22 protein-coding genes are annotated in these 21545 nt (G+C 66.6%); 15 read left to right on the forward strand and 7 right to left on the reverse strand.

Annotated features, from left to right (window positions below; translation table 11 throughout):
- Positions 1 to 400: 400 nt before the first annotated feature.
- Together AC2FAN_RS18695 and AC2FAN_RS18700 are read right to left on the reverse strand one after the other, a co-directional pair.
- A complete protein-coding gene (locus tag AC2FAN_RS18695; RefSeq protein ID WP_485175866.1) occupies positions 401 to 1633 on the reverse strand; it encodes an NAD(P)/FAD-dependent oxidoreductase in 1233 nt (410 codons plus the stop codon).
- Positions 1630 to 1956 carry a cupin domain-containing protein gene (locus AC2FAN_RS18700; RefSeq protein WP_265053938.1) on the reverse strand — a complete coding sequence of 109 codons (327 nt, stop codon included), beginning with the start codon at positions 1954 to 1956 and terminating at the stop codon, positions 1630 to 1632. The genes AC2FAN_RS18695 and AC2FAN_RS18700 overlap by 4 nt, the downstream gene beginning before the upstream one ends.
- A gap of 188 nt (positions 1957 to 2144) precedes the next feature.
- Between AC2FAN_RS18700 and AC2FAN_RS18705 the strand changes: the two genes are divergently transcribed.
- From AC2FAN_RS18705 to AC2FAN_RS18715, 3 genes are all read left to right on the forward strand, one after another.
- Entirely contained in the window at positions 2145 to 2834 is a 690-nt protein-coding gene (locus AC2FAN_RS18705; protein ID WP_485175939.1) for a GntR family transcriptional regulator, read from the forward strand.
- 142 nt (positions 2835 to 2976) lie between these two features.
- Complete coding sequence (locus AC2FAN_RS18710) at positions 2977 to 3495, forward strand: flavin reductase family protein (protein WP_265053937.1); 519 nt, start codon at positions 2977 to 2979, stop codon at positions 3493 to 3495.
- A 248-nt stretch (positions 3496 to 3743) separates the two neighbouring features.
- The gene (locus AC2FAN_RS18715) at positions 3744 to 4196 is read left to right on the forward strand and encodes an SRPBCC family protein (RefSeq protein WP_265053936.1); all 453 of its coding nucleotides are present in this window, start codon (positions 3744 to 3746) and stop codon (positions 4194 to 4196) included.
- A 10-nt stretch (positions 4197 to 4206) separates the two neighbouring features.
- Here AC2FAN_RS18715 and AC2FAN_RS18720 read toward each other — a convergent pair whose 3' ends face one another.
- Positions 4207 to 5541, reverse strand: a complete 1335-nt coding sequence (locus AC2FAN_RS18720; RefSeq protein ID WP_320109558.1) for a methyl-accepting chemotaxis protein — start codon at positions 5539 to 5541, stop codon at positions 4207 to 4209.
- Positions 5542 to 5875: 334 nt separating this feature from the next.
- Between AC2FAN_RS18720 and AC2FAN_RS18725 the strand changes: the two genes are divergently transcribed.
- The 6 genes from AC2FAN_RS18725 (at position 5876) to AC2FAN_RS18750 (ending at position 12370) form a co-directional block, all read left to right on the forward strand.
- The gene (locus AC2FAN_RS18725; RefSeq protein WP_265053935.1) at positions 5876 to 6388 is read left to right on the forward strand and encodes a (2Fe-2S)-binding protein; all 513 of its coding nucleotides are present in this window, start codon (positions 5876 to 5878) and stop codon (positions 6386 to 6388) included.
- A gap of 97 nt (positions 6389 to 6485) precedes the next feature.
- Entirely contained in the window at positions 6486 to 8849 is a 2364-nt protein-coding gene (locus AC2FAN_RS18730; RefSeq protein WP_485175867.1) for a xanthine dehydrogenase family protein molybdopterin-binding subunit, read from the forward strand.
- Between the two features lie 17 nt (positions 8850 to 8866).
- Entirely contained in the window at positions 8867 to 9670 is an 804-nt protein-coding gene (locus AC2FAN_RS18735; protein ID WP_485175868.1) for an FAD binding domain-containing protein, read from the forward strand.
- 123 nt (positions 9671 to 9793) lie between these two features.
- Complete coding sequence (locus tag AC2FAN_RS18740; protein ID WP_485175869.1) at positions 9794 to 10708, forward strand: AAA family ATPase; 915 nt, start codon at positions 9794 to 9796, stop codon at positions 10706 to 10708.
- A 50-nt stretch (positions 10709 to 10758) separates the two neighbouring features.
- Positions 10759 to 11136 carry a nuclear transport factor 2 family protein gene (locus AC2FAN_RS18745; protein WP_265053930.1) on the forward strand — a complete coding sequence of 126 codons (378 nt, stop codon included), beginning with the start codon at positions 10759 to 10761 and terminating at the stop codon, positions 11134 to 11136.
- A 16-nt stretch (positions 11137 to 11152) separates the two neighbouring features.
- On the forward strand, positions 11153 to 12370 hold the full coding sequence (locus AC2FAN_RS18750) for a vWA domain-containing protein (protein WP_485175870.1): 1218 nt from the start codon (positions 11153 to 11155) through the stop codon (positions 12368 to 12370).
- On the opposite strand, the gene AC2FAN_RS18755 is transcribed toward AC2FAN_RS18750, so the two are convergent.
- Positions 12360 to 13019, reverse strand: coding sequence for an alpha/beta fold hydrolase (locus AC2FAN_RS18755; RefSeq protein ID WP_485175871.1), 660 nt, complete (start codon positions 13017 to 13019; stop codon positions 12360 to 12362). The two genes, AC2FAN_RS18750 and AC2FAN_RS18755, sit on opposite strands and share 11 nt — an antisense overlap.
- Positions 13020 to 13180: 161 nt before the next feature.
- Here AC2FAN_RS18755 and AC2FAN_RS18760 point away from each other — a divergent pair, with 161 nt between their 5' ends.
- The 4 genes from AC2FAN_RS18760 to AC2FAN_RS18775 are packed head-to-tail and all read left to right on the forward strand — an operon-like array spanning position 13181 to position 16447.
- On the forward strand, positions 13181 to 13504 hold the full coding sequence (locus AC2FAN_RS18760; protein WP_265053927.1) for an XdhC family protein: 324 nt from the start codon (positions 13181 to 13183) through the stop codon (positions 13502 to 13504).
- 1 nt (position 13505) lies between these two features.
- Positions 13506 to 14135, forward strand: a complete 630-nt coding sequence (locus AC2FAN_RS18765; RefSeq protein ID WP_485175872.1) for a LysE family translocator — start codon at positions 13506 to 13508, stop codon at positions 14133 to 14135.
- A 5-nt stretch (positions 14136 to 14140) separates the two neighbouring features.
- Positions 14141 to 14833 (forward strand): XdhC family protein, encoded by a 693-nt coding sequence (locus tag AC2FAN_RS18770; protein WP_485175873.1) that lies wholly within the window; start codon positions 14141 to 14143, stop codon positions 14831 to 14833.
- A gap of 12 nt (positions 14834 to 14845) precedes the next feature.
- Positions 14846 to 16447 carry an NTP transferase domain-containing protein gene (locus tag AC2FAN_RS18775; RefSeq protein ID WP_485175874.1) on the forward strand — a complete coding sequence of 534 codons (1602 nt, stop codon included), beginning with the start codon at positions 14846 to 14848 and terminating at the stop codon, positions 16445 to 16447.
- A gap of 62 nt (positions 16448 to 16509) precedes the next feature.
- On the opposite strand, the gene bcsS is transcribed toward AC2FAN_RS18775, so the two are convergent.
- Entirely contained in the window at positions 16510 to 17280 is a 771-nt protein-coding gene (bcsS, locus tag AC2FAN_RS18780; protein WP_485175875.1) for a cellulose biosynthesis protein BcsS, read from the reverse strand.
- 113 nt (positions 17281 to 17393) lie between these two features.
- On the opposite strand from bcsS, the gene AC2FAN_RS18785 reads away from it, so the two are divergent.
- The gene (locus tag AC2FAN_RS18785) at positions 17394 to 17663 is read left to right on the forward strand and encodes an usg protein (protein ID WP_265053922.1); all 270 of its coding nucleotides are present in this window, start codon (positions 17394 to 17396) and stop codon (positions 17661 to 17663) included.
- A 121-nt stretch (positions 17664 to 17784) separates the two neighbouring features.
- Positions 17785 to 18384, forward strand: a complete 600-nt coding sequence (locus AC2FAN_RS18790) for an exopolysaccharide biosynthesis protein (RefSeq protein ID WP_265053921.1) — start codon at positions 17785 to 17787, stop codon at positions 18382 to 18384.
- 72 nt (positions 18385 to 18456) lie between these two features.
- On the opposite strand, the gene AC2FAN_RS18795 is transcribed toward AC2FAN_RS18790, so the two are convergent.
- Both AC2FAN_RS18795 and AC2FAN_RS18800 read right to left on the reverse strand, forming a co-directional pair.
- On the reverse strand, positions 18457 to 20682 hold the full coding sequence (locus AC2FAN_RS18795; RefSeq protein WP_485175876.1) for a putative bifunctional diguanylate cyclase/phosphodiesterase: 2226 nt from the start codon (positions 20680 to 20682) through the stop codon (positions 18457 to 18459).
- Positions 20683 to 20755: 73 nt separating this feature from the next.
- Positions 20756 to 21505 (reverse strand): proteasome-type protease, encoded by a 750-nt coding sequence (locus tag AC2FAN_RS18800; RefSeq protein WP_265053919.1) that lies wholly within the window; start codon positions 21503 to 21505, stop codon positions 20756 to 20758.
- Positions 21506 to 21545: the final 40 nt, after the last annotated feature.

The following is a 21545-nucleotide window of genomic DNA, read 5'->3' on the forward strand; positions in this document are numbered from 1 at the left end:
CCGTTCTCGTCATCAGCATGACGCTGACGCATGCGGGATGCGATTTCCATGCAGAGCTACCAATGGCTTGCGCCAGCGACAATCGCTCCGCGCCAAATTTCTGTCAAAAGCAATTACGAACGAAACGCCTCGAAATTGTGCAGAATACTCTGCGCCGTAGCGTGGTTTTGGCGCATGATGATTGCGTGTTGCGCGGCCTGCCGCTGTGCGCCAGAGGCCAGACAAGCTCGCGAGATAGGTTTTCGAGATGCCGGTTGGGCTGCCAGGGACCTTCCCATGCTCGTTCGACAATCGGCGTGGCGGGCGAGCGCCAAGCAGGCTGGCCAGTTCGCGTACGATCGTCAGCTTCCCCGTTCCCGGCCAGCCATTGATGTGAATGATCGGGCCGGGCGTCGTCATGTCAGAACCGCGTGGCGCTGAAGGGAGAGAGATCTATCGGTGGCTGCCTTCCGGCGATGAGGGCGGCGACGAGATCTGCCGTCGCGTGAGATTGCGTCATGCCGTAATGGCCGTGGCCGAAGGCATAGATGACGCGCGGATTCCGGCGCGCCGGGCCGATGACCGGCAGCGAATCGGGAAGGGACGGCCTGAAGCCCATCCAGAGCTTGCCGCTGTCGAAGGGCGGCAGCCCGTCGATCAGACCGGCCGCCTTGTCGTAGAGGCGGCGTGTGCGGGCATGGTTGGGCGGCGCCTTGAGCCCGCCGAACTCGACGGCGCCGCCGATGCGGAAGCCTGAGTCGAGCGGCGTTGCGACGAAGCCGTGGCCTTCGAAGCCGACCGGGCGCGACAGCAGACCGGCGACGCCCGGGAAGCTGACATTGTAGCCGCGCTCTGTGTCGAGCGGGACGGCATCGCCGAGCGCGGCTGCCAATGGCTTCGCCCAGGCGCCGGCCGCGACGACGACGCGATCGACGACGCGCTGCCAGCCATCCGGGCCGATCAGGGCAGGGCGCTCACCCAGCGAGACGTTGCCGACCTCCGCCTTCTCGAAGACGGCGCCACGTTCCAGCGCCGCTTCGAACAGGGCAAGGGTGAGCTGATGCGGGTCGCTGATATGAGCGGCGTCGGGGTGAAAGGCGGCGCCGACAAAGGCGCGCTTGAGGGCAGGTTCGAGCTGGCGCAGTTCGTCTGCGCCGATCATCTCGACCTTGATCCCGAAGGCGGCCTGTCGCTGCGCGACCTTGCGCGCCGCGGCCAGCGCTCCGGCATCGTCGAAGACGTATAGCCCGCCCTTGCGATGGATGTGGTGGGAGAGTTTCGTGCGTTCAGTGCGGGCGAGCCAGGCCGGCAAGGCGAGCTTCTGCAGCGCGGCGAGCCCGATAATCGAGCGCTCATAGGCCTGCGGCCGCGAGGCCAGCACGAAACGCGCGAGCCAGGGCAGCAGCTTCGGCAGATAGGCCGGGCGGATGCTGAGCGGACCGAGCGGATCGGCGAGGAATCTCGGCACCTGCCGCAGCACCTTGGGGCTGGCGATCGGCAGGATGTCGGTATGGGCGATCCAGCCGGCGTTGCCGCGCGAGGGACCGAAGGCCGGCTCTTCGCGCTCGACGATCAGCACCTCGTGCCCCTCGTCGAGGAGCGCGTGGGCGGCGGCGACGCCGACGATGCCCGCGCCGACGATCGCGACCTTCATGAGCGAGCGAGCTCCTTCAGGGCGGAAGGCTGCTTCACCTCGATCTCGACGAAGGCGATGGGATGATCGGAGCCGTTCATGACATCGTGGCGGATGCCGGCCGGGCGCATATAGGACTGGCCTTGCGCCAACGGGACGTCCGTGACCTCGGTGCCGTTGTGGATGCGCAGCGTGCCGGCGACCAGCATCACCACGAAATAGGGCCAGCCATGCTCATGCCAGCCGGTCACCGCGCCCGGCTCGAAATCCCAACGCGTGATCCTGACGGTTTCGTCGTCCTGCTGGACGGTCGGCATGGCGGGAATCGAGCAGGCGAAGGCCATCCAGAAGTCTCCTCACCAGAGCGTCGGCCGGCGTTCCGCCCGCATCGCCTATCGGATGCCGCCTGAATGAGCCGGCCTATTTGTCCCAAGGCGGTTTGCCGCCAATGCCCACCGAGCTTGATATATCTCTTTTGATATATCAAGCTCGCGACAACGGTCAAGCTGCCGCGGCGGCGAATGGGGACGTGATGAAGCGAAAGGCGGCTGACGAGGCGAAGCGCGGCGCGGGGCATGGCGCCAAGGCAGGAGAAAGCCTCTCCGATATCGCCTACCGGCGGCTGGAGGAGGCGATCGTGACGCTTTCGCTGCGCCCCGGCGCCGGGCTGACCGAGGCCCAGCTGATCGATCTCGTCGGCCTCGGCCGCACGCCGGTTCGCGAGGCCCTGATCCGGCTGGCGCAGCACGGAATGGTCGAGATCCTCCCGCGCAAGGGCGTCCTCGTCGCCGATATCAGCGCCATCGACATCATCGCCGCGCTCGATGCGCGCGAGGTTCTGGAGCGCCTTGTCATAGGCGAGGCGGCAAAGCGCGCCGGTCCGGATGAACGCATGGCGATCGTGGAGGCGGCAAAGGCCATGCGGCAGGCGGCCGAGGGGGGCGATGCCGCCGGCTATATGCGGCTGGACAAGGAACTCGACACGCTGGTCGGCCAGGCGGCGCGGAGCCCCTATGCCACTCGCGCCGTCGAGCCCCTGCAGGCGCTGATCCGGCGCGCCTGGTATTATTTCGAACGACAGGACGACCTCGTGCCTGCCGCGCTGCTTCATGGCGGGCTCGCCCAAGCGATTGCCGGCGCGGATTCCACCGCGGCCATGGCGGCAAGCGACGCCCTGATGGCGCATCTCCGCAAAGGTCTTCTGGTGATGCTCGGTCGATAGGGGCGAGCTTCTTGCTGACCCTGATATATCTATGGACGGAGCGCCCCCTCATTCCGACGCCGCTGCGTCTGGTGTTCGGGGCCCCGAGCCTCTACATCGTCAGCCTATCCGTCTGATCCGGAACATCGAGCCGACCGAGTCCATGACGAAGACCGTTCACCCCTTGCCGCCTGCTCTGGAGCGTCCGGATGCAACTGCCTTCCGCGATGCGATGGCGCAGGTCGTCAGCGCGGTGCATGTCGTCACCACGCAGGGGCCGGACGGCCGGACGGGGCTGACGGCGACTGCCATCGCCTCGGTGTCGGATTCGCCGCCGACGGTGCTCGCCTGCATCGCCCGGACGAGCCGCACGCTGGCCGCGATCGAGGCGAGCGGCGCCTTCTGCATCAACACCTTGCCGGCCGATCTGGTCGAGCTTGCCGAGATCTTCGCGAGCCGGCGCGGCATCGACGGCGAGGCTCGGTTCATGACGGCGCGCTGGGATACGCTGGCAACCGGCTCGCCGGTCCTGCTCGACGCGGTTTCCGCCTTCGACTGCCGGCTGGTCTCCACTTACGACATCGCCAGCCACCGCATCCTGATCGGCGAGGTCGTGGGCATCGCCGGGGCCGGGCAGGGTGCCGGCCTGATCTATCGCGACCGGCAGTTCCGGTCGGTTTGATTTCTCGGCAGCGCCCGGACTTCGGCTCGGCACGAGCATGCTTTGCGTGGCGCGCCAAGTGGTCGGCAAGGTGCGGCGGCTGTGCGCCGGCCTAGGCGAGGCACTGGTGTCGCCCCGGTAGCAGCTGCCGGTTCTCCCGCCTCTTGTGCAGGCAGGCGCTTTGCGACCATGGATAGGGAACTGGATAGCCTTCGAACCGCGCCGGCCGTGATCGTCCGAGCTGCGGCTGCAGAGCTGGGAGATGCATGATGGCGATGACGATGAGCGGCGAGGCGACGTTGCCCGCGGCAAAAGAGGTGGTCTGGGCCAAGTTGAACGATGCCGAGGTGCTGAAGGCCTGCATTCCCGGCTGCGACCAGCTCAGCAAGGACGACGACACGCATCTCTCGGCGGTGGTGAAGATCAAGCTCGGGCCGGTGAAGGCGACCTTCAAGGGCAAGGTCGAGCTGAGCGAGCTCGATCCGCCGAACGGCTACCGTATCGCCGGCGAGGGCGAGGGCGGCATCGCCGGCTTCGCCAAGGGCGGGGCGCGGGTGCATCTGAGCGATGCCGAGGGCGGCCAGACGCTGCTACGTTACGAGGTCGAGGCTCAGGTCGGCGGCAAGCTGATGCAGCTGGGCTCGCGGTTGATCGATTCGGTCTCGAAGAAGCTGGCCGACGAGTTCTTCGCCAATTTCGCCAAGGCGGTCAGCGAGGGCTGACGCCTTCGCCTCACGAAGCCTTGCGCAGCGCGTCCAGCGCCTGGGCGACGGCCGTCTCGGCCGCGCCGACCTGAAGGGCGACATCCGCCGCGGCGGCATTGGCCCGTTCCAGCGCGACCTGCGTCATGTCCAGGCTGTCGTTGACGGCGTTGGCGCTCTCGATCGCGGCATCAGAGCTGTCAGCGACCAGTGAAGCGTCATGCGCGATCATCGCGGTGACCTTGCTCTGTTGGGTGACGGCTTCCGAAATCGCCTCCGAATCCAGCCGGATGGCGTCGACGGTGGCGGCGATCGCTGCCGCATGGGCGCTGCAGGCCTCGGCGCTCGCGGTGAGCTCGGCGATCTGGCCGGCGATGTCCTGCGTTGCGCTCGCGGTCTGCGTCGCCAGCGATTTCACCTCGGAGGCGACGACGGAGAAGCCGCGGCCCGACTCGCCGGCGCGAGCCGCCTCGATCGTGGCGTTGAGGGCGAGGAGATTGGTCTGCGCCGCGATGTCGGCGATCATGCCGACGACCTTGCCGATATTGCCGGTCACCTCTCGCAGGCGGGCGATGGCCTCGTTCATCTGTCCGGCATCGAGGACGGCCTGATGGGTGATCGACAGGCTTTGCCGCGCGCGCTGGCCGATATCGGCGATGTTGGCCGACATCTCCTCCGTCGCTGCGGCGGTCTGGATCGATTTTTCCCGCACGACCACCGAAGCGCTGGCGACCTTGCCGACCGTGTCCTTGATGAAGGCCGTTGTGCGGCCGGTCTCGGCGGCAGTCGAGACGAACTGCTCGACGGCGTCGCTGATCGTGTCGTCGAGGCTGCCGATGCGGCTGCGCAACGTGACGGCCGCCTGGTCGAGTGCGGCCGAACGTCGGCGCGCGTCGTCTTCCTCAAGCTCCTGATTGACGGTCATCGCAGTGTTGACGTCGTAGGTCAGGATGCGCTCGATGAGGAAGAGATCCTCGGCGAATTGCCGGGGCGAGAACAGGGAACGCCGACGGCTTTCCAGGCACAGCTCGCGCACGAGCGAGAATGCGCTTGAGGCGCGTGCCCTGGCGCGGACATTCGCCTGCCGCTCGAGCCGGCAGAGCTGCTCCATCGAGGCGATATAGGCTTCGTCTAGATCGCCCTCGAACAGCAGGCGGAAATGCGCTGCAGAGGCCGGATAGAGCACCTCAGCCACGGGCGCGACGCTCTTGTGCAGATCGCTGTGGATGGTGAAGGCGCGCTCGAAATCGGCGACGACCAGCTTGTCGATCACGTCGTCGACGATCGGCCGGTAGAGGCGGAGGCGCGCTCGCTGCTTCTCGCCATAGCCGATGGCGTGCAGCCTACGCTGAATCTGTTCCATCATCAGGGGCAAGCTGCAACCCTCGTTCGTAACCGGAAAAGCGGGCACGAGCGCCGAAACTGCGCGAATACCCTTAAAAAATCTCCAATGCCCCAAAACCCCTGCCAAAGTCCGGCACGTTGCATTCCGGATTGAAAACGGCCGGGATTCGTCTGGAAACGCAGGGCATTCTCAAAGCGCATCCGGCTTGACCCGGAAAAAGTGCGGGTCCACACTCATTTTTGAGCTATTCCAAGGAAAAGCTGCCCGATGGGGCGAAGCAATCCGAAGGGCTCAGCCCGATCCAGGCCCAGGGGGGATGGACGGGCATCAGAGACGGGTCACAGGAGATGTGCTCATGACCACTGTTTCGCTGACGGTGAACGGCAAGGCCGTCACCGCCAATGTCGACCCGCGCACCCTTCTGGTGCAGTTCCTGCGAGAGAATCTCCGACTGACCGGCACCCATGTCGGCTGCGACACCAGCCAGTGCGGCGCTTGCCTCGTGCATCTCGACGGCAAGGCGGTGAAATCCTGCACGATGCTCGCCGTCTCCGTGGACGGCGCTTCCGTCATGACGATCGAGGGGCTGGCGCAGGACGGTGCGCTGCATCCGATGCAGGAGGCCTTCCGCGAGCATCACGGCCTGCAGTGCGGCTTCTGCACCCCGGGGATGATCATGTCGGCGATCGACATCGTGAACCGGCGTGGCCACCATCTCGACGAGAAGACGATCCGCGAAGACCTCGACGGCAACATCTGCCGCTGCACGGGCTACCACAACATCGTCAAGGCGATCGCCGCCGGGGCCGAAGCCATGGCCGGTGGATCGCTGAAGGACCGTGAGGCCCCACGCCGCGCAGCCGAGTGAAGCATCTGCCCGCGCCCATGGGCTCGGGTTTCGCGTCTGTCTTTGCGTTCCATGCAGTGAGGCGCCCGCCAGAGGTGCCGTGCGAGGAGGGAACACCATGTCCGTCACCGGAATCGGCGCCGCAGTCCGCCGCAAGGAAGATCATCGTTTCATCACCGGCCAAGGGCGCTACACCGACGACGTCAATCGTCCGGGCCAGGCGCACGCCTATTTCCTGCGCTCGCCCCATGCGCATGCCAAGATCGGGTCGATCGATGCCAAGGCCGCCGCCGGCATGCCAGGCGTGCTCGGCATCTTCACCGGGGCCGATCTCGCCGCCGACAAGATCGGTGGCCTGATCTGCGGCTGGATGATCCACAACAAGGATGGCTCGCCGATGCGCGCCGGGCCGCACCCGGCGCTGGCCCAGGGCAAGGTGCGCTATGTCGGCGACCATGTCGCCGTCGTGGTGGCCGAGACGCTGGCGCAGGCGCGCGACGCCGCCGAGGCGATCACGGTCGACTATCAGGAACTGCCGGCGGTGGTCGATACCGCCACGGCGGCGGGCGCCAAGACCGTCGTCCATGACGAGGCGCCCGATAACACGGTGTTCAACTGGCATCTCGGCGACAAGGACGCGACAGAGAAGGCTTTCAAGGCCGCCAAGCACGTCACCAGGCTCGACCTCGTCAACAACCGGCTGGTGCCGAATGCGATGGAGCCGCGCGCGGCCGTCGGCGACTACGATGCGGGCGACGGCGTCTTCACGCTGTTCACCACCAGCCAGAACCCGCATGTGGCGCGGCTCGTGCTCTCGGCCTTCATCGGCATCGCGCCGGAGAACAAGCTGCGCGTCATCGCGCCGGATGTCGGCGGCGGCTTCGGCTCGAAGATCTTTATCTATGCCGAGGAGACCGTCTGTGTCTGGGCCGCGAAGAAGGTCGGCCGACCGGTGAAGTGGACGGCAGACCGGACGGAGGCCTTCCTGTCCGACGCGCATGGCCGCGACCACGTCACCCATGCGGAACTCGCGACCGACGCGGAGGGCAAGATCCTGGGCCTAAGGGTCAAGACCACCGCCAATCTCGGCGCCTATCTCTCGACCTTCTCCTCCTCGGTGCCGACCTATCTCTACGCGCCGCTGCTGTCGGGGCAGTACGACATCCCGGCGATCTATTGCGAGGTCGATGCGGTCTATACCAACACCGCGCCGGTCGATGCCTATCGCGGCGCCGGGCGCCCCGAGGCGACCTTCGTGGTCGAGCGGCTGATCGAGGTGACGGCGCGCCAGCTCGGGAAGGACCCGGCCAAGTTCCGGATGCAGAACTACATCAGGACGTTCCCGCACCAGACGCCGGTCATCATGATGTACGACGCCGGCAACTACCCGGCCTCGCTGAAGAAGGCGCTGGAGATCATCGACTACAAGGGGATCGGCAAGCGCAAGCGCGACTCAGCCCGCAAGGGCAAGCTGCGCGGCATCGGCTTCTCGTCCTATATCGAGGCCTGCGGTATCGCGCCGTCGGCGGCGGTCGGCTCGCTCGGCGCGGGCGTCGGCCTGTGGGAATCGGCGGAGGTCCGGGTCAATCCGGTTGGCACGGTCGAGGTTCTGACGGGCTCGCACAGCCATGGCCAGGGCCATGAGACGACCTTCGCCCAGCTCGTCTCGGACCGGCTCGGTATACCGATCGACAATGTCTCGATCATCCATGGCGACACTGACAAAGTGCAGATGGGCATGGGCACCTATGGCTCGCGCTCCGGCGCGGTCGGCATGTCCGCGGTCTTCAAGGCGCTCGACAAGGTGATCGCCAAGGGCAAGAAGGTCGCCGCCCATGTGCTGGAGGCCGACGAGGCCGATATCGACTTCGCGGACGGGCATTTCTCGGTGAAGGGCACCGACCGCAAGCTCGATTTCGGCTCCTGCGCGCTGCAGGCCTATGTCGCGCACAAGTTCAACGGGCAGGAGCTGGAGCCGGGAATGAAGGAGGGGGCATTCTACGACCCGACCAACTTCACCTTCCCGGCCGGCGTCCACATCTGCGAGCTTGAGATCGATCCGGATACCGGCGTCACCACCATCGAGCGCTGGGCCGCAGTCGACGATTTCGGCAACGTCATCAATCCGATGATCGTCGAGGGGCAGGTGCATGGCGGCATCGCCCAGGGCATCGGCCAGGCGCTGCTGGAAGGCGCCCGATACAATAGCGACGGCCAGCTCGTGACGGCGAGCTTCATGGACTACTGCATGCCGCGCGCCGACGATCTGCCGTCCTTCGATGTCGGCATGACCGTGACACCGTGCCCGTCGAACCCGCTTGGCATCAAGGGTTGCGGGGAGGCCGGCGCCATCGCCTCGCCGCCCGCCGTCATCAACGCCATCACCGACGCGCTCGGCCATGAGGACATCGCGATGCCCGCCACGCCGCAGGCGGTGTGGCGCGCGGCGCAGAAGTCGATCAGCCGCCTGGCGGCCGAGTGAGCTGAAAGGACAAGCAAATGTACGCTTTCACCTATCACAAGCCCACCAGCGCCCGGCAGGCGGCGACGCTGCTCGCCAAGAAGGAGGACGCCAAGCTGCTGGCCGGCGGCCACACCCTGCTGCCGACGATGAAGCAGCGGCTGGCCGCGCCGACCGCTCTCGTCGATCTCGGCGCCTGTGCCGATCTCAAGGGCATCGCGCGCAAGGGCCGCAACATCGTCATCGGCGCGATGACGACCCATGCCGAGGTCGCGGATTCGGCCGAGGTGCGGGAAGCGATCCCGGCGCTGGCCTATCTCGCGGGGCATATCGGTGATCCGCATGTGCGCCATCGCGGAACGATCGGCGGCTCGGTCGCCAACAACGACCCGGCCGCGGACTATCCCGCCGCGCTGCTGGCGCTCGGCGCCACGATCATCACCAACCAGCGCAAGCTTTCCGCCGAGGCGTTCTTCACCGGGCTCTACGAGACGGCGCTGGAAGAGGGCGAGATCGTCACCAGGATCTCGTTCCCGCTGGTCTCGAAGGCGGGTTATGCCAAGTTCCGCAACCCGGCCTCGCGCTATGCGATGGTCGGCGTCTTCGTCGCCAAGCGCGGCAGCGATATCAGCGTCGCGGTGACCGGCGCGGGCGAGGGCGGCGTCTTCCGCTGGCCGGAGGCCGAGGTCGCGCTCAAGGCCCGCTTCGCGCCGAAATCGCTCGACGGTCTCAAGCATACGGCGAAGGGGATCAATGGCGACATCCATGCCGACCCCGAGTACCGCGCCCATCTGATCGGCGTCATGGCCAAGGAGGCCGTGGCACAGGCGACGGGAAAGTAGCGGCGACAGCGCCATTTTGCCATGCGTCATGGCCGGGCTTGACCCGGCCATCTCTTCCAAGCCTAGCTGACCGTTCATTCCCGAGAGATGCCCGGGGTAGCCCCGGGCATGATTTGTGTCTTGATGTCCTCTCCTCTGCCTTCCTCCATCGACGCGACCCTCGCCCTGCTCCAGAGCCAGGGCTATGTCTCCGACCGCGCGCTCGCGACCGTGCTGTTCCTGGCGCTCCGGATGAAGCGGCCGCTGCTGCTGGAGGGCGAGGCCGGCACCGGCAAGACCGAGATCGCCAAGGTGCTGGCAGCGGGCCTGGGCCGGCGGCTGATCCGGCTGCAATGCTATGAGGGGCTCGACCTTGCTTCCGCGGTCTATGAGTGGAACTATGCCGGGCAGATGATGGCGATCCGCCTCGCCGAGGCCGGCGGCGTCGCGGAGGATCGCGAGCGGCTGGAAGGCGACATCTTCTCGGAGAAATATCTGGTGAAGCGCCCGCTGTTGCAGGCGCTCGAACCGCAGGAGGGCGGGGCGCCGATCCTGCTGATCGACGAGCTCGACCGCACCGACGAGGCTTTCGAGGCCTTCCTGCTGGAAGTGCTGGCCGATGCGCAGGTGACGATCCCCGAACTCGGCACGGTCAAGGCCGCCGAGCCGCCGATCGTGATCCTGACCTCGAACCGCACGCGCGAGATCCATGACGCGCTCAAGCGCCGCTGCCTCTATCACTGGGTGGGCTACCCCGATGCCACCCGCGAGCTCGCCATCCTGAAGGCGCGGGTGCCCGACGCGCCGGTGAAGCTCTCGAAGCAGGTGGTCGGTTTCGTACAGGCGATCCGCAAGGAGGAATTGTTCAAGGCGCCGGGCGTGGCCGAGACGCTCGACTGGGCGACGGCGCTGGTCGAGCTCGATGCGGTCGCGCTCGACCCGGCCATCGTCTCCGATACGCTGGGCGCGCTGCTCAAATACCAGGACGATATCCAGGCGATGCAGGGTTCCAAGGTGAAGGAGCTGCTGGATCAGGCCAAGGCCGAGGTCGGCCGCTGACGGGCTTGTCTTTCGTATAAATCGCCGAAGCAGAGCGTGAGGAGGATGCCATGAACGCGGACATCAAGGCGGTGGAAGCGACGGTGCGGACCTATCTCGATGGGCTCTATGAGGGCGATACCGAGAAGCTCTCCCATGTCTTCCATCCGACCAGCGCGCTCACCACGGCGCGCGAGGACGGGACGATCCAGATCGTGCCGCGCGAAGAATGGCTCGAGGCCGTTCGCAACCGGCCCGCGCCGAAGTCCGCCGGGCTGCAGCGCGACGACCACATCCTCACGATCGATCTGGTCGGGCCGACGCTCGCGCTGGTCAAGGTCAAGTGCCAGATGCCGCCGCGCTATTTCACCGATCTGCTCTCGCTCCTGAAGATCGAGAGCCGCTGGCAGATCGTCCAGAAGGTGTTCATGACCGAGACGCGGAGTTGAAGTCAGGCGGGCAGCGATGAGCGGCAAGCTTTCCGAGAACGTCGCCTATTTCGCCCGTGCCCTCCGCATGGCGGGGCTGCCGGTCGGGCCGGGCGCTGTCGTGGAGGCCGTGGAGGCGCTGGCCGAAGGCGCGCTCGGCGAGCGCGACGACGTCTATTGGGCGCTGCATGCGATCTTCGTGAAGAAGCACGAGGACAGCGCGATCTACGATCAGGCGTTCCGGCTGTTCTGGCGCAGGCGCAACCTGATCGAAAAGATCATGGCGCAGATGACGCCGACCTCGCCTGCCGGGGACAGACAGCCCGAGAAGGCCGAGGCCGGGGCGTTGCGCGTGGCGGAGGCCTTCGCGCCGCCGGCACGCGACGACGAGCCGCCCGCCGAGCTGACCGAGCTCACGGCGCGGCTCACCGTCTCGGATCGCGAGATGTTGAAGTCGCGCGACTTCGCCCAGATGAGCGCGGCCGAGATCGCGCGCGCCAAGCAGCTCATCGCCGAGTTGCGGCTGCCGGACGACAGCATCACCACCCGCCGGTTCAAGCCGACGGCGCGCGGCCGGAATGTCGATCTGCGCCAGACCTTGCGCCAATCGCTCAGGGGCGGGGGCGGTTCGATCGATCTCGCTTTTCGCGAGCGGCGGGAGGTTCATCCGCCGATCGTGGCGCTGGTCGATATTTCCGGCTCGATGGCGGAATATTCGCGCATTTTCCTGCATTTCCTGCATGCGCTCACCGAGAAGCGGCGCCGGGTTCACTCGTTCGTCTTCGGTACCCGGCTCACCAATGTCAGCCGGATGCTGCGGGCGCGCGACCCCGACGAGGCGCTGGCGCTCGCCGGCAAGGCCGCGCCGGACTGGGAGGGCGGCACGCGCATCGCCACCGCGCTGCACGAGTTCAATCGCGTCTGGTCGCGGCGCGTGCTGGCGGGCGGGGCTGTGGTGCTGCTCTTCACCGACGGGCTGGAACGGCATCTCGACGACAGCCTCGCCTTCGAGATGGACCGGCTGCACCGGTCCTGCCGGCAACTGGTCTGGCTCAACCCGCTGCTGCGCTACGAGGCCTTCGCGGCGCGGGCGAGCGGCATCCGGGCGATGCTGCCGCATGTCGATTCGTTCCGGCCGATCCACAACCTCGCGGCGATGACGGATCTCTGCGCGGCGCTCTCCCAGGAGGTGGGACGCGAGAACGATCCGCGCCTGTGGCTGAAGCGGGCGCAGATGCCGGCGCTCAGCGCCTGAAGCGGCCGTTCTGGAGGAAGTAGATGGTCTGGGCCACAGCTTCCGGATCGCGCATGATCAGGGGGTGGCTCGTCGGCAGGACGATATGGTCCGCCATGCCCGCGACGCGGGTCCGCTCGACCGAGACGCGCCCGTCATTGGCCCCCGGCAGGACCAGCGAGGCGAACACATACAACGAGCGGTCTCCAGCAATGACGCCCAGCGGGTAATCGACGGCCCCGAGCAACTGGCACAGCTCCTCGCTGCGCCGTGTCGTCAATTGCTCGCCGGCCGGGCCGAAAGCGCTGCGATAGAACCAGTTCCGCGCCAGCAGGTCGGAGATCTCGCTGCCCTCGTTCGGGGGCGCCAGCATTACGACGCGCCCGAGCCGCGCCGGGCGGAAGCGGTTGAGACAGGCGCGTGCGACCAGCCCACCCATCGAGTGGGTGACGAAATGAAGCTCTCCGTCCAGCCCAGCCTCGAAGGCGGAGATGGCGCCGGACAGGCCTTCGACGATCTCCGACAGGCTCTGCCGGCGCGAGGGATAGTCGAGATTGAGGACGCGGTATCCTTCGCCGGCGAGCGCCTGCTCGAGCAGCTTCATGGAAGCCGCGCGCCGCAGGATGCCGTGCAGCAGGACCACGCCATCGCGGCGGCCGGTTGCGGCCATGGTTTCCTCGGGTCTGGAGAGGGAAGGGCGTTTGAACTCGGCAGAGCGCTAGCACATATGTCAGCTTCACATAACGGCCGTGCCCGGCTCGCTCGACGGCGACGGGGCATTGGCGCATAAGATCGAATTTGTTTCCGCGTCATCCGCAACAGGCACGGGCCATGATCAGCACCGACACCGACATCCTGCGTGCCGCCGAGGATTGGAGCCGCGCCGGCCGGCAAGTCGCGATCGCGACGGTGGTCGAGACCTGGGGCTCGGCGCCGCGCCCGGTCGGCTCGCATCTCGTCATCGACGGCGAAGGCAATTTCGTCGGCTCGGTCTCCGGCGGCTGCGTCGAGGGCGCTGTGGTCGCCGAGGCCGCCGACGTGATCGCCGACGGCAAGGCACGGACGCTGGAGTTCGGCGTCGCCGACGAGACGGCCTGGAAGGTCGGCCTCTCCTGCGGCGGGCGCATCAAGGTCTATGTCGAGAAGGTGAACTGAGATGGCCTCCTGGGAAACATTGATCGCCTTTGCGACGGTGACGATCCTCGTCGCCTATTTTCCGGGGCCGGCGCTGCTCTACACCGCTGCCCAGACGATCAGCCACGGCCGCAAGGCCGGCCTGATGGCGATGCTCGGCATCCATCTCGGCTGCTATCTGCATGTCTTCGCCGCAGCCTTCGGTCTTTCGGCCGTGTTCAAGCATGTGCCGGAACTCTATGTGGCGGTGAAGATCGCGGGCGCGCTCTACCTGATCTGGATCGGCATCGGCATGATCCGCTCGCGTCTCGGCGCGCCCGACCAGCCGGTTTTGCCGCCGAAGACGGTGAAGCGCGCGCTCCTCGATTCCCTGATCGTAGAGGTCCTGAACCCGAAGGTTGCGCTGTTCTTCATCGCGCTGCTGCCGCAGTTCGTCGATCCCACTGGTTCGCTGCCGGTCTGGGTGCAGTTCCTGATCCTCGGGACGATCGTGAACTTCGCCTTTTCCTCGGCTGACCTCGTCACCGTCTTCGGCGCCTCCCTCGTCGTGGGCGCGATGAAGAAGACGAAGGCCGGCTTCGCCTTCGGGCGCTGGATCGGCGGCTCGCTGATGATCGGGCTGGGCCTGAAGCTGGCGACGGACAGGGGCTGAGCCGCGTGGATCTTTCCGTCCTCGCGACGCTCAATGCCGAGCGGCAGGCGCGTCGCGCGACCATCCTCGTCACCGATCTCGCCAGCGGCAGCCAGCGCCTCGTCAAGCAGGCGGATATCGCTGGCGATCCGCTGGCAGAGCCGCTCGAACGGCAGCTGCGGATGGGCAAGAGCGGCATGATGGAGGCGGAGGGCGCCTCGTATTTCCTGACCGTGCAGGCCCCGCATCCGCGTGTCGTCGTGACGGGCGCGGTTCATATCTCGCAGGCGATGGCGCCGATAGCGAAGACGCTCGATCTCGACCTCGTCATTATCGACCCGCGCACCGCTTTCGCCACGCCCGAGCGCTTTCCGCAGACCGAGCTGCTGGCGGAGTGGCCGGAGGAGGCCATCGGCCGGATTGGCCTCGACGGCTACACCGCCTTCGTCGCGCTGACCCACGACCCCAAGATCGACGATCCCGGCCTGGAGGCTGCACTGCGCTCTGACTGCTTCTATGTCGGCGCACTCGGAAGCCGGAAGACGCATGCCAAGCGCGTCGAGCGCCTGACGGCGGCCGGTTTCGACGCCGCCGCCATCGAACGCATCCATGCGCCGATCGGGCTCGACATCGGTGCGGTCTCGCCGGCCGAGATCGCGCTTGCGATCCTCGCCGAGATCGTCGCGACCCTGCGCGGCCCACGCCGCAAGCCGGCCTGAGAGGCGAAGGCGATGAAATTCGGACCGGTCGCCAGCGCCGAGGCCGTCGGCTGCATCGCCGCGCACACCATCCGCGCGGGCGGAACGACGGTGAAGAAAGGCGCGACCATCACCGCGGACCTCGCTGCACGGCTGCAGGAGGCCGGCATCACCGAGATCGTCGCCGTCAGGCTCGAAACCGGCGACATCGGCGAGAATGCCGCGGCCGAGCGGCTGGCCTCGCATATGGTCGGCGAGGCCATCGCCGCCGAAGCCCCCTTCACCGGCCGGGTCAACCTGTTCGCGGCCACGGCCGGCGTGCTGAGGCTCGACGTCGCGGCCATCGATGCCTTCAACATGGTGGACGAGGCGATCACGGTCGCGACCTTGCCGGCGCTCAAGGCGGTGGTCGTGGGCGAACTCGTCGCGACGGTGAAGATCATTCCCTACGCCGTGGCCGAGGCGCGGGTGGCCGAGGCGCTCGCGGCGCTCGGCGATGGGCCGGCCATCGCGATCGCGCCCTATCGCCCGTCCCGGGTGGCGGTGATCTCGACCCTGTTGCCGGGGTTGAAGCCGAGCGTCGTCGATAAGACGCTGCGCATCATGCAGGACCGGCTGGCGCCGGCGCAGGCCATTCTGTCGGCCGACAAGCGCGTGCCGCATGAGCCGGAGCCGTTGGCGAGGGCAATCGCCGAGCAGGCGGGGGGCGAGGCCGACATCATCGTCGTATTCGGCGCCTCGGCCATCACCGACCGGCGCGACGTCATTCCGCAAGCGCTCGTGGAAGCTGGTGGCGAGGTCGAGCATCTCGGCATGCCGGTCGATCCCGGCAACCTGCTGATGCTCGGCAGGCTCGGTGGCAAGCCGGTGATCGGGGCGCCGGGCTGTGCCCGCTCGCCGAAGGAGAACAGCTTCGACTGGGTGCTGCAGCGCAGCCTTGCCGGCATCCGGGTGGAGAAGGCCGATGTCCAGCGCATGGGCGTCGGCGGGCTGCTGATGGAAATCGTCTCGCGGCCGCAACCACGTGCGCCCGGACACAGCGAAGGCGGCTCGGTCGCGGGCATCGTCCTTGCCGCCGGGCTGTCGACGCGCATGGGGGCCCGGAACAAGCTGCTGCAGCCGCTGCGCGGCAAGCCGATCCTGCGTCACGCCACTGAGGCCCAGCTGGAGGCCGGCCTTTCACCCGTCTTCGTCGTCACGGGCCATGAACGGGACGCCGTTACCGCCGCGCTGGCGGATCTGCCGGTCCGGATCGTGTACAATCCTGATTACGCCTCAGGTCTCGCAAGCTCGCTGAAGTCTGGAATCGCTGCCTTGCCGAATGGGGTCCAGGGCGCGGTGGTTTCGCTCGGCGACATGCCGAATGTGACTCCCCAGGTCATCGAGCAACTCGTCGCAGCCCATACGATGCGACCCGAAGCTCTCGCCGTGGTGCCGACGTTGTTCGGCCAGCGCGGAAATCCGGTGTTGCTGGCGCGGCAAATCTTTCCGGCGGTGTCGCTTCTCACGGGAGATCGTGGTGCGAGGCGGCTGCTCGACGAGGCCGGCGAGCGGGTGGTCGAGGTCGCGTTCGAGGACCCGGCGATCGCCATCGATGTCGATACGCCCGAGGCCTTGCGAGCCTTGCAGAGCTGAGCTCGGGATAATTCATCGCATTTTCGTCAGGCGAACCGGTGTCCGCTTCGCTCGAAAATGCCTCAGCGCAGCCAATGCAGCCCCAGCGTGCCGTAGGCCTCCGAAGGCCGGTCGCTCGTATTCTGCCAGCCGCCGGACAGGCGCCATTCGAGGCCGAGGAAACGCAGGCCGGTGAGATGAAGCCCGAGCCGCAGCTTGCGATAATCGCGCTCGCGATAGGCTTCGATTTCCGGACCCAGATAAAAGCCGGCAGGCATCTGCCAGCCGGGCGCGAGGCGGGCCCAGAGCCGGCCGTTGAGTGACGAGCCGTAAGCATTGGCCTGCAGCATCATGCCATCGGCAGGCACGGCCCAGAGATCGGCCTGGAGGCGGGCGCCGTAGCGGGTCGAAACCAGCGAGGGACCAAAGGTTTCGATCCGCTGCTCGCTTTCGGTGTCGGAGCCGGCATACACCGCGAGAAAGCTGTCGCGGATGCGCCATTCATAGCCCAGCATCGCCTGCGACTCGGCCTTGTAGGTGGTGCCGTGAGGAGAGGACCGCCGCGTCTGTTCCTGCGATCCTCCGGCCTTCAGGAAGAGCCGGAAGCCACTATCGGCAATTCCGCCCCCGATGGCACGCTTCATGCCGACCGATACGAAGGTCTTGGTCGGGCCCGCTTCCATCGAGCCGAATATCACCATGGAAATAGGCGAATACTCGTCCTCGTCTTCTTCCGCTCTGGCCGAATCGAACGCAGCGGCGGCGAAGACGATCGCCAACCCGGCCAAACCGGCCTTGCCCCACCCATACGCCACGCACGCCCCCGCCACGCCGCAGGTGCTGGCCCGCGTCATGCATTGGGATTGCAGCAGTTTGGCAGTAGACTTGCAAGCCTTTGTTAACCAAGCGGGAGCAGGCTCGACGCATCCGGCAAAGCTTTCATTCCGTATCAGGAGAGGAGGTGGCGATGGTCTCGGAAGATTTCATCAAGCAGCTGGAAGGCTATGGGCTGACGACTGCGACGATCCTGTATCGCATGCCGGATCACCGCAGCGTCCTGCAGACCTTCATCTGGCAGCAATACGACGTGGCGCCGCGCTTTCCGGTGCTCAAGGATTTCCTCGCATTCTGGCGGCGCGAGCTCGATGGACCGCTTCATTCGGTCACCGTCGCGCATTCGCGCCTGATCCGGCCGGCGGAGATCCGCAGCCTGAACGGCGTGCTGACGCTGCATTGAACGGCCGCGCAAGAGGCTGGCCCCGACCGCCCGGCATTGAACGCCTGCGCCGGGCGTGCTTGTTGGCCAGCGGCCGACCGTGCTACGCGGGCGCTCCCGCTTCGGCACGGCCTTTGTCCCTTTGTCATCTTCCCTGCGCACCTCCGGACTTCTGACGGCGCTTGCCGGCCTGCCCGGGGAACGGATCGCGGTCGGCACGATCATCGCCGCGCTTCAGGACCGGGCCTATGCGTTGCTCGTCGTTCTGCTCGGCCTGCCGAATTGCCTGCCGATGCCGCCGCCGATCCCGCTGGTCTGCGGCCTGGTCCTGGCTTTCGTCGCGCTGCAGATGCTGATGGGCCGGCGAATGCCATGGCTACCGAAGGCCCTACTCGCCCGCAGCATCGGCAAGCCGGAGCTCAACCGTGCCGTCGAGCGGGCGCTTCCGGCCTTGATCCGGCTCGAACGCTTCTCCAAGCCGCGCTTGACGATGCTCGGCAGCCCCTACGCCATTCCCGTGCTGGGGCTGGTCATCCTGGTATTGGCGCTGGGGCTGATCGTCGCGGCGCCGTTCATCGGGCAGATCCCGCTCGGCCTTGCCGTCTGCCTCGTCGGGCTCGGCCTCGTCGAGCGCGACGGCCTGCTGATGATCATCGGCGCGATCTTCGGGGCGGCGGGGCTGCTGCTCAGCGCCGGCTTCGCCTACGCGATCTTCAGCGGCATCCACGAACTGCTGTTCTAGGTTTTGATCTTATCGCATTTTCTTCACGCGAACCGGTGTCCGCTTCGCTCGAAAATGCTCTGAAGACGGATTTCAGGCGGCGACGAGGATTTCAGCAAAAGGGTTGTCGAGATCCAGCAGCCGATCGATCTCCTCGGCCGGCACGGCCTTCGAGAACAGGAAGCCCTGCAATTCGTGACAGCCGATCGCCTGCAGGAAGCGATGCTGCTCGGCGGTCTCGACGCCTTCGGCGCAGACGCGCAGGCCGAGCGCCCGGCCGAGATGTGCCATCGAATGGACGAGGATGGCGGATTCCCCGGTCGCTTCCATGTATTCGAGGAAGGAGCGGTCGATCTTGATCTTGTCGAAGGCGAAGCGCCGCAGATAGATCAAGCTCGAATAGCCCGTGCCGAAATCGTCGAGCGCCAGGCCGACGCCGTGAGCGCGGATGTCCATCATCGCGGTTTCCGCCGCATCGGCATCCTCGATCAGCACGCCTTCGGTCAATTCGAGCTCGAGCTGCGCCGGATCGAAATCGGTTTCCTCGATGATGCGGATGACGTTGGCGACGAAGTCCTTGTGGCGGAACTGGATGGGCGAAACGTTGACGGCCAGCCGAATCCCGGTCCAGCGCCGGGCCTCCGTGCAGGCCCGCCGCAGCACCCACTCGCTCAACGGCATGATGAGGCCGCGCTCCTCGGCGATGGCGATGAAGTCCGAGGGCGGGATCATGCCGTGCACCGGGTGAGGCCAGCGCACCAGCGCCTCGATGCCGACGATCGTGGAGCCGTCGACCGAGACCTGCGGCTGGTAGTGCAGCGTCAGCTCGTCATTCTCGATGGCGCGGCGCAGGTCGTCCTCGACCATGCGCTTGAGCTGCAGCGACCGGTTCATCTGCGTCTCGAAGAAGGAGAAGCGATTGCGGCCGCCATTCTTGGCCTCGTAGAGCGCCATATCCGCCAGTCTCAGCAACGCTTCGCGATCGGCGCCGTCGCGCGGGGCGATGGCGATGCCGATCGAGCAGCCGATCGTGACCTCGATTCCCATGACGACGAAGGGTTCGGTGAGCCGCGCCAGAATGCGCTCCGCGAGCGCAGTGCAACTGGCAGGCGTGGCGCCTTGCGTCTGGATGATGCCGAACTCGTCGCCGCCGATGCGCGCGACCGTGTCCGTGGCCTGCGTCGCGCCCGCGAGCCGCGTCGCGACCTGCCGGATCAATTCGTCGCCCGCGGTGTGGCCATAGGTGTCGTTGACGGCCTTGAAGCGATCGAGGTCGATCAGCATCATCGCGAGCCCCGTGCCGTTCTGCTGGAGATCGGCGAGGGTCTGATCGAGCGTCAGGTCGAAGCTGCGCCGGTTCGGCAGGAGCGAAAGCTCATCCTGCCCTGCAAGGCGCTGGATCTGGCGCTCCCGCAATTCGATCTCCCCGGCGGCGGCGCGCAGGCGCTGGACGACGAAAACGAAGATCGCCGAGAACAGCAGGGCGACTGCGATCAAAGCCCAGAGGAACCGGTGGAGCATGACGTCGCCGGGGCGGGCCGGCGTCCAGGTCAGCCAACCGCTGACGGTGCCGTCCGGGGCGCGCAAGGCCAGTCCCGTCAGCCTGTCGCTCGGCTGCGCGGCCGCCAGGTGGATATCGGCAACGCGATAGCGCTCTGCCAGCTCCGGGAGCAGGCCTTCCGATATGTGACGATAGGCGATGAGCGAGAGCGATTCCCGCGCGCTCGTGGCGCTGAACGGCACGACGCGCGCGAGATCGACGATCGTCAGCATCAGGGTTTCGTCCCCGTCCCTGATGACCGTCGAGCGCGTCGCTCCGAACTGCGGAAGAAGCGTCTCGCCGATGGCTGCGACCGGCTGCCCCTTCGTGCCGCGTAGAAACGCTTCGAGATGGCGCAGGCCGCCCGATCCCGAGCGGCCGGACGGCGCGTTGGTATCGATACCTGCGAGCACGACGCCATTCGCCGAGGCGATATAAGCGCCGTCGAAATCGGCAAGCTGGCCGCGCAAGCGCCTGAAAGCGGCTTGCAGCGCCGGTTTCGGGTCGGTCTGTTCCAACGCTTCCGGCAGTTCGCCGGTGGTGACCAGCCCTTCCAGCCTCAGTTCATTGAGGCGAATCTGGGCGTTGAAGGCGGTCTCGACACGCTCCGCCTGGCGCTGTGCCTCCAGCCGGTTCGCCTCGCGCGTGATCGCGATGACGACGCCGATGCCGGCGGCCATCAGGAGCAGGAAAGCACAGCCGAGAGTCACCACCGTGCTCGCGAACATACGAGCGGAGGAGCCCGCGTTCGTCATCTTCGCGGCAAACGGTTGGAACATGCGTTATCCAAGGCGGGTCTTGCCCGACAACTTAGCGCCGCAATTATTGACATCCGGTTGCCGTTCGAGCGCGTCAAGGCTCGGGAGGGGCGTAGGGCGGGCGCGGGATCGCCATATGGGCCGCGCGCAGGGCGGCCGACCAGCGCTCCCGCAGATCGTGGAAATAAGGCTCTCCGGCTTCGATGCGGCGGTTGAGCTCCAGATCGTCCGCGTCGCGCCGCATGACCATGAGATCGATCGGCAGACCGACGCCGAGATTGGAGCGCATCGTCGAATCCATCGAGATCAAGCCGACCTTGAGGGCATCGTAGAGATGCGTCTTGAAGGTCACCGCGCGGTCGAGGATCGGCTTGCCGTATTTATGCTCGCCGATCTGGAGGAAGGGCGCGTCCGCGCCGCATTCGATGAAGTTGCCGGCGCCATAGACCATGAAGAGCCGCATCGGCTGGCCCTTGATCTGGCCGCCAAACAGCATGGATATGTCGAACTTGACCCTCGCCTCCTCGAGCGCGGGGCCGTCGATATCGCGTACATGGCGGATGCAGCGCCCGACGAGCTGCGCGGCGCGGAACATCGAGCTGGCGTTCTGCAGGGTGTCGATCTCGCCGGTCTCGGAATTGGGCAGGCCCTCATTGAGGAAGCTCACCACGGACTGGGTGATCGAGAGGTTGCCGGCGGTCATCAGGCCGAAACTCCGCTCGCCCGGCCAGGAGAAGACGTGGAGCTTGCGGAAGGTCGAGATGTCGTCGAGCCCGGCATTGGTGCGGGTGTCGGCGATCATGACGAGGCCATCCTGCACGAGGATTCCGGCGCAATAGGTCACGGGACTTGTCCTTGCATCTTCGGCACTCCCGTGGAGGGCA

The organism is Allobosea sp. RIT-PG3_2, from assembly GCF_057321085.1.